Annotated in this window: 3 protein-coding genes and 5 pseudogenes; 4 read left to right on the top strand and 4 right to left on the bottom strand. The window is 39.1% G+C overall.

Going from position 1 to position 6218, the window contains the following annotated elements; genetic code table 11:
- Positions 1-181: 181 nt before the first annotated feature.
- A pseudogene (locus QUA56_RS35935) lies at positions 182-946 on the bottom strand (IS630 family transposase); the annotation flags it as partial.
- Between the two features lie 385 nt (positions 947-1331).
- Between QUA56_RS35935 and QUA56_RS35930 the strand changes: the two are divergent.
- Positions 1332-2444: pseudogene (locus QUA56_RS35930) on the top strand (IS630 family transposase).
- Positions 2445-2579: 135 nt separating this feature from the next.
- Positions 2580-2741 carry a hypothetical protein gene (locus QUA56_RS35925; RefSeq protein WP_333368642.1) on the top strand — a complete coding sequence of 54 codons (162 nt, stop codon included), beginning with the start codon at positions 2580-2582 and terminating at the stop codon, positions 2739-2741.
- A gap of 4 nt (positions 2742-2745) precedes the next feature.
- Here the strand turns inward: QUA56_RS35925 and tnpC are convergent.
- The 3 genes and pseudogenes from tnpC to QUA56_RS35910 all read right to left on the bottom strand — a co-directional run bounded on the left by tnpC (position 2746) and on the right by QUA56_RS35910 (position 5259).
- A pseudogene (gene tnpC, locus QUA56_RS35920) lies at positions 2746-4219 on the bottom strand (IS66 family transposase).
- Between the two features lie 142 nt (positions 4220-4361).
- The gene (locus tag QUA56_RS35915; protein ID WP_333368640.1) at positions 4362-4592 is read right to left on the bottom strand and encodes a hypothetical protein; all 231 of its coding nucleotides are present in this window, start codon (positions 4590-4592) and stop codon (positions 4362-4364) included.
- A 34-nt stretch (positions 4593-4626) separates the two neighbouring features.
- Positions 4627-5259 (bottom strand): transposase, encoded by a 633-nt coding sequence (locus QUA56_RS35910; protein WP_333368637.1) that lies wholly within the window; start codon positions 5257-5259, stop codon positions 4627-4629.
- A gap of 106 nt (positions 5260-5365) precedes the next feature.
- Between QUA56_RS35910 and QUA56_RS35905 the strand changes: the two are divergent.
- A pseudogene (locus QUA56_RS35905) lies at positions 5366-5680 on the top strand (ISKra4 family transposase); the annotation flags it as partial.
- Positions 5681-6018: 338 nt separating this feature from the next.
- Positions 6019-6120: pseudogene (locus QUA56_RS37055) on the top strand (DUF4277 domain-containing protein); the annotation flags it as partial.
- Positions 6121-6218 lie beyond the last annotated feature (98 nt).

Here is a 6218-nt window from a genome sequence, read left to right as displayed (position 1 = left end):
TTTCGTCTGAGTAATACATAAATTAAGTTAGTAAGAAATGATTCAAATCAACAAATCATCAGCGACACAAGAAGAAATAAGTAGGTATAATATTTGACATCTCTACCGAAACATGAACCTATTCATATTCACTCATTTATTTATTATACATCGCTGATGTTATTAAATTTTCATTCCTTATTAAATCTTGATAGAAGAGTTTCAAGACTTTATAGAAACTGTTAGAGTTACTTTTACTAAGAAATTCAACAAATCTTTTTTTGTCTGAATACCTAATTGCTCCCATGACATTGACTCTTCCTTTTCTTCTATCTCCCCTCACTTTTTTGCGATGTCCTTTTTTGCACCACGTCTTTCTTTTTATCACCCTTAAACTAAATCCACTTTCGTCCCAGAACCATACCTGAAGACGATTTGGACTTGCTTTTTCTATTCTTAAATATTCTTCTAGTTTCTCTTTAAAAGCTTTTCTTTTCTCGGGATATTGTTTGTGATCTAGACTATATTTTGACCACAGGTAAACGTACTTTTTTTTTGAAATAATTCTCCAGACTTGTGAGCCACTTAACTTAATTCCAGTCACTTCTTCTAAATAAGTAGCCAATCTTTTAGCTGACCATCGACCAAATTCATATCCTAGCTCTTGAGGAGATTTGTCAATTGTTTCTAGTAATATCTCTATGTATTTTTCTGTGGCTTTGTGATGGTTTCCTTTCATCTTCTCATCTTTAAGACTCTCTAAATTATCTGGAGCGCCATGCACGCACCAGAAACAGATTTTGTTGGGCGAACACCCGATAAATTTAGCAATTTCTTTTTGCGTTTTTCCATCATTGAGCAATAGTAAAATTAAGATTCTCTCTCTAATTTATCCATTTTCTTCTTGTTTTAATGCTTGTTGAAGCTTTTTGACTTGCTCTGCATTTAGATGATTTTTTGCTGGCATACTTCTGGCTTTTCTGTGACTTGTGATTTATTATTATACCAGTTTAAATGCAAAACAGCTTACCAACATTCTACCAGACACATTTACAAAAACAACTAACTTTAGCTCAGTTGAAAGTGATGGAACTCTTGTTACCTATAATACAAGCAGAAAAACAAGTGAGATTAGAGCGGTTGACCAGGGTATTTCCGTACCCAATTTCAACCGAAAGTCGTCGGCGAAAATTACAAAGACTTTTGGATTGGCCTAGTTTAACAATTAATGCTATTTGGTTCCCATTAATTGCTTATTGGTTGACCAAGTATTGTCCTGTTGGTACTCGTGTAAGCTGTTGTGCCTTTAAATAGGGTATAATAAAAAATTAGTTTAGTCAATCTCTACAAAAATGCCAGCTAAAAACCATCTCAATCTCCAACAAATAGAGAAACTACAAAAAGCGTTAAGAGAGGAAGACAAGGCAAATATCAGAGAAAGAATTCTGATTTTATTATTGCTCAATGACGGTAAAACTCAATCTAAAATCGCTGATTTTTTGGGTTGCTCAGTCAACAAAGTATCTTATTGGTGTGTAAAGGGAGACCCCGACAATCTAGAAAGTCTAATAGATGAAAGGATGAAGGGAAATCACAAAAAAGCCACCGATAAATATATAGAGATATTATTATAAACTATAGAGAAATACCCTCAAGAATTAGGATATGAATTTGGAATATGGACAGCCCAGAGATTAGCAACATACTTAGAACAATCCACAGGTATAAAATTAAGTGGAGGACAAGTTTGGAGGATATTAAAGCAAAAAAAATATGTTTATATCTGGGCAAAGTATAGTTTGGAGTCAAAGAGAAATCCCGAAAAAAGAACAGCGTTTAAAATAAAGATAGCCGAATATTTAAAAATAGAAAAAGAATCGCCAGAACGTTTACAGGTATGGTTTTAGGACGAGAGTGGATTTAGTTTAAGAGTCACCAGAAGAAAGAACTGGTGTAAAAAAGGAAGCCGAAAAAAAGTCAGAGGAGACCGAAGAAAAGGCAGAGTTAATGTAATGGGAGGAGTGAGGAATTCGGATAAAAAAAGGTGGGTATAGTTACTCGAAAAAGGCAATTTATATAATTTTTATCGAGTGCTAAAACTGTTTTATGAAGAGCTAATGAATGAATGGGTATCAGCAGGTAATCAAGCCTCAGAATTTGCGGAAAAAGGAGCCAAAATAGTGATTGTTCTGGATAATGCTAGTTTTCACAAGAAAGAAGAGTACCTGAAAATAATTGAAACAGAAATGCCTAACCTTCATTTAGAATTCCTCCCCGAATACAGCCCCGACTATAACTTAATTGAATTAGTATGGCATTCGGCAAAAGAATATATTGCCAATCGACTTTTTACATCAATTGAAGAGCTAGAGTATTTATTGCACCGCCTCTTAAATGAAGGGCAATTAATAATTAAATGGGGTCGCAAAATCAAAAATAAGGGTAATGCTTGTATCACAGTTTAAATGTGCAACAGCTTATCAATCGCAATTGACCGCAGTCAATGGGGGCGTATTAATCTGTTTATGGTAAGCTTAATCTGGGAGCGCAGAGCAATTCCATTATACTGGTCACTGTTGCCCAAATTAGGAAATAGTAATTTGGAAGAACAAACTACAAATTTAGAGCAAGTTTTACCATTGTTTTCATCAGATAAAGTCATCGTTTTGGGAGACCGTGAATTCTGCTCGCTCCGATTTGGGGAACTGGCTGATGGAAAAAGGTGTGTCTTTTTGCTTGAGGCTGAAAAAGAATCATCGTAAGGATTCAGGTGTTTGATTGGGGAATCAGAGAAGGCATAAAAAAGTTACAAGAATGGGCAGATAGAGCATCACGGAAAAAAGCCATTGCGCGAATACCTTGAAACCGACAAGTCTGAATCACAGATAACAAATCAGCAGTTTGTTCAAATCGAGACATGGAGCGGGAACCGCCAGATACTTTACGTTTAGTCACGGCTAATCGCAGAGAACGTTCTGCCAAATTATTGTCAGGGGGAATTTCAGGGTGGTCTAAAAAATACCACCATTGGTGCGCTTTCTCACGCAACGAGCGCAGCAACAGTCCAGCAGTATAACCAACATGACCAATCCAAGTATTTAACAATTCTGCCAGTCTGGTCTTAAAGTCGCTCGCCCAAGTGTGATAATCAAGTTCTTCAGGGTGCTCACGCCATTTTCGATGTTGTCGAAATGCCTCATCAATTAATTCCAAAAATGCCTCTGCGACGACAGTGTTGTTACCGTGACTGATTTGAAGAACTTTCTTAAAATGTCGTCGTAGATGGGCCAGACATTTCTGCTGCGCTCCCACAATCACACCGTTATATACGCTAAAATCATCAGAATTCAACACTCCAGCTTGCCTCATTCCCCAGCATTGTTTCTAATTCTGAGCGACTGCGAGTGTCCGCAGCATGGAACAGGCAAAAATCTTGACCTGTAGCCGTCGGTCAACCATTCTTTGACGCCCTTAACACACCACGGGGTTTCATCGACATGGACGGCACGCTTGTAACGGTGCCCATTGCCATAAGTCTTTAACGGCGGGCTTTACAGCATTAGCTACTCGCGCATTGGTTGCTTGTAATGTCCCGATCCCAATTTCAATACCACCTAATTCCCGCAGCAATTCTTGTTGCTTTTCATAAGACATATGCCCATAATTACCTAGCCATACCAATAATGCTTGTAGGTCGATGCAAAGCGTCTTGTCCTGGCACTATACCCGGTGAGACTGGTCCAATCACCATTGCTCCACATTCATTACACTGACATTTGGCTCGTTGATATTCCACTACTTCAATTGGTCTATTTACTAAGCACGCTACCTGCTGCTTGCTATAACCAATCATCTCACTTAATTCTCTGCTGCCACAATGCTCACAATAGTCAGGAGTGCTGATTTGATATCTATCTACTCGCCCAAATCCTTTGCGGGTTTTGCCGATATGTCCAGGCTGTCCTCCTGGTTTTCGCTTTGGTTGGGACTCTGACTCTGACTCTGACTCTTTTGAATTGTCAACTTTGGCTGTCTCGGATTTCTGTATCAGATCGCTCGATGGTGGTTTTGATGATGTTTTACTATTACTGGGCTGTCTCTCTTGGAGCTTTTCGAGCTTTTGTTGTAATTTTTCAATCAGCTTCTGTTGGGTTAGCACAATTTTGACCAGCTCCTCACGGCTCAACTGGTCAACTATTTCTAATTTTAGTGCTGCTGATAACTCTGACTTTTCGCTCATCTGACTACATTACCATATTGTTCGGCTCTCTGCGGAACTATTTTTACCTGAATCCTTACGTCCAATGTAATCGTTGCTTGACAAATCTATACCAATGATCGACTCTCTTTGCGTCGTAAATACTTAAACCAGACTGTTTCGCTTAGGGAGAGTTCGTTCTCCCACCCAAGCCAACCATAAGGGTGGAAACGGCTGACCGTTTGACATGGGCTTCATTCTTAAGGGCGAGGATTAAATTGACTCTGTGTTCAGCGGCACGATAAAAATGTAAGTCAAGCCATTGACTGACTCGAACTTGTCCCAACTGTGAATGTTCGTCAATTTCAATCACATTATCCGCGATCAGCCATGTGCTTGGGTCATTGAGTCTCATTTTGAGCCCGTGCTTACGTGGTCTACCACGACCACTATAAGCTGGTGGTGCTGACCACTTTCCAGGCATTCTTTCGGACTCTCATTAAACAATCAGCTTGAATATCTGCTTGCGCCAGTACCCAATTTGCATTGCCATATTCAGCATCTAAAACTGCTAAGACTGGATTGATGCTCTGTTCACAGACAAGTTTGAGTTGGGAAGCTGCTTGAAGTATGGGTGAAGACCCACTACTAATTCTTTCATGGAGCAGGGGTAATGCCCAACTTCCTTGCGCTTCAGGTATCCACGCAATGGTACTGTACCCCTGCCCAAGAATTACACCCCCCTGATATTCATGGGTTCTATCTTTTAATGTTTTAGCATCTGGTCTCCCCCATGCAGTGTGGTCAATTGCCACTAACATATGTTCTGCTACGGGTACTTGCTGTTCTAATTGCTGGAGATACAGCAGCATCAGTTTTTTCCGGTCTGGCCTACAGTCTTGCAATGCCTCGTAAACGCTTGACCATTGACGATTGAATAATGGATTGAGCGAAAATTGGGCCAAACATGACGCATTCGGAGTGGTCATCACTGCATCCATGAGCTCTCTTGTTGCATCCTTGCTTCGTACCAATAACTCGTATGCTTCTTGACGAAAGTCCTTTAATCGTTCACTGTTCATTTAAGGAGTGGATAGGTTTTTATTTTTCACCCTCATTCTCTCCTGGCGCGGTGGCTCTAGTTCTTCTTTTGCCACCGTTCTCATCTTTAGTTAGTCTAAACTACAGTTAGACTGGTATCATTTAGTCGAAAATCTGTACAAAGTAGCAGGGTCTAGGAAACGGCTGTCTAGAGCCAAAGAATTGTTATGGCAAGGTCGTATAGATGAAACCATTAAGTTGTTTGAGTTGTGCAAGAGTCGTCAGACTACCAAATTCTGTAAATATCTCACAAAACATCGGAATCGAATTGTAAACTATCAACTCTTATCGGGCCAAAATATTTGTTCTATTGGGTCGGGAGCAGTGGAATTATTAGTCAAACAGATTGATAGAAGATTGAAGATTTCCGGCGCTCAGTGGTGTCATAAAAATATTAATTAAATGCTCAAACTTAGGTGTGCTTACTTGAATGAATTAATCTAGAATATAGACACCTTTTCTATATTTTTCTTCCCAACTCCCATACTTTAAATACTCCTCTATCGCCAGTTCGGTTAGCCTGCGGGCGACAACTTTTCCGTTCTCTCATGTAGCGCAGGGCGAAAAATTTTGGCTCATATCATACTTTTAACCATTTACAACCCACATTCCGCAGATATTCGATCGGATTTAATTTCAAAAAAATTCATGATTTTCAAAACCTCAAATGATTGTATAGCACTCATTTGAGGTTTTTTCAAGGTATAATAATTTGTGCAAGTAAAGCAACCCTTAAAACCATGAAAAAGCCCTCGTCAGCTATAAATATTGTAAATTTAGACCATTTGGGGATAGTAGCAGGGATCATAGATGAAATGGAATTGGTAGAAGAAGTCAACAAAATAGGTTCTTCATTAGTTGGCATGCTAAACTAACAATTAAATGCTTGCGTAAGCAAACATCTATTTTTGTAGTTGTCAAAATTCCTAAACCCATATGC

Source organism: Microcoleus sp. N3A4 (assembly GCF_036701805.1).
Lineage (GTDB): Bacteria > Cyanobacteriota > Cyanobacteriia > Cyanobacteriales > Microcoleaceae > Microcoleus.
The sequence above is the reverse complement of the archived record's forward strand: the minus strand, read 5'-3'. Positions and strand labels throughout refer to the sequence as shown.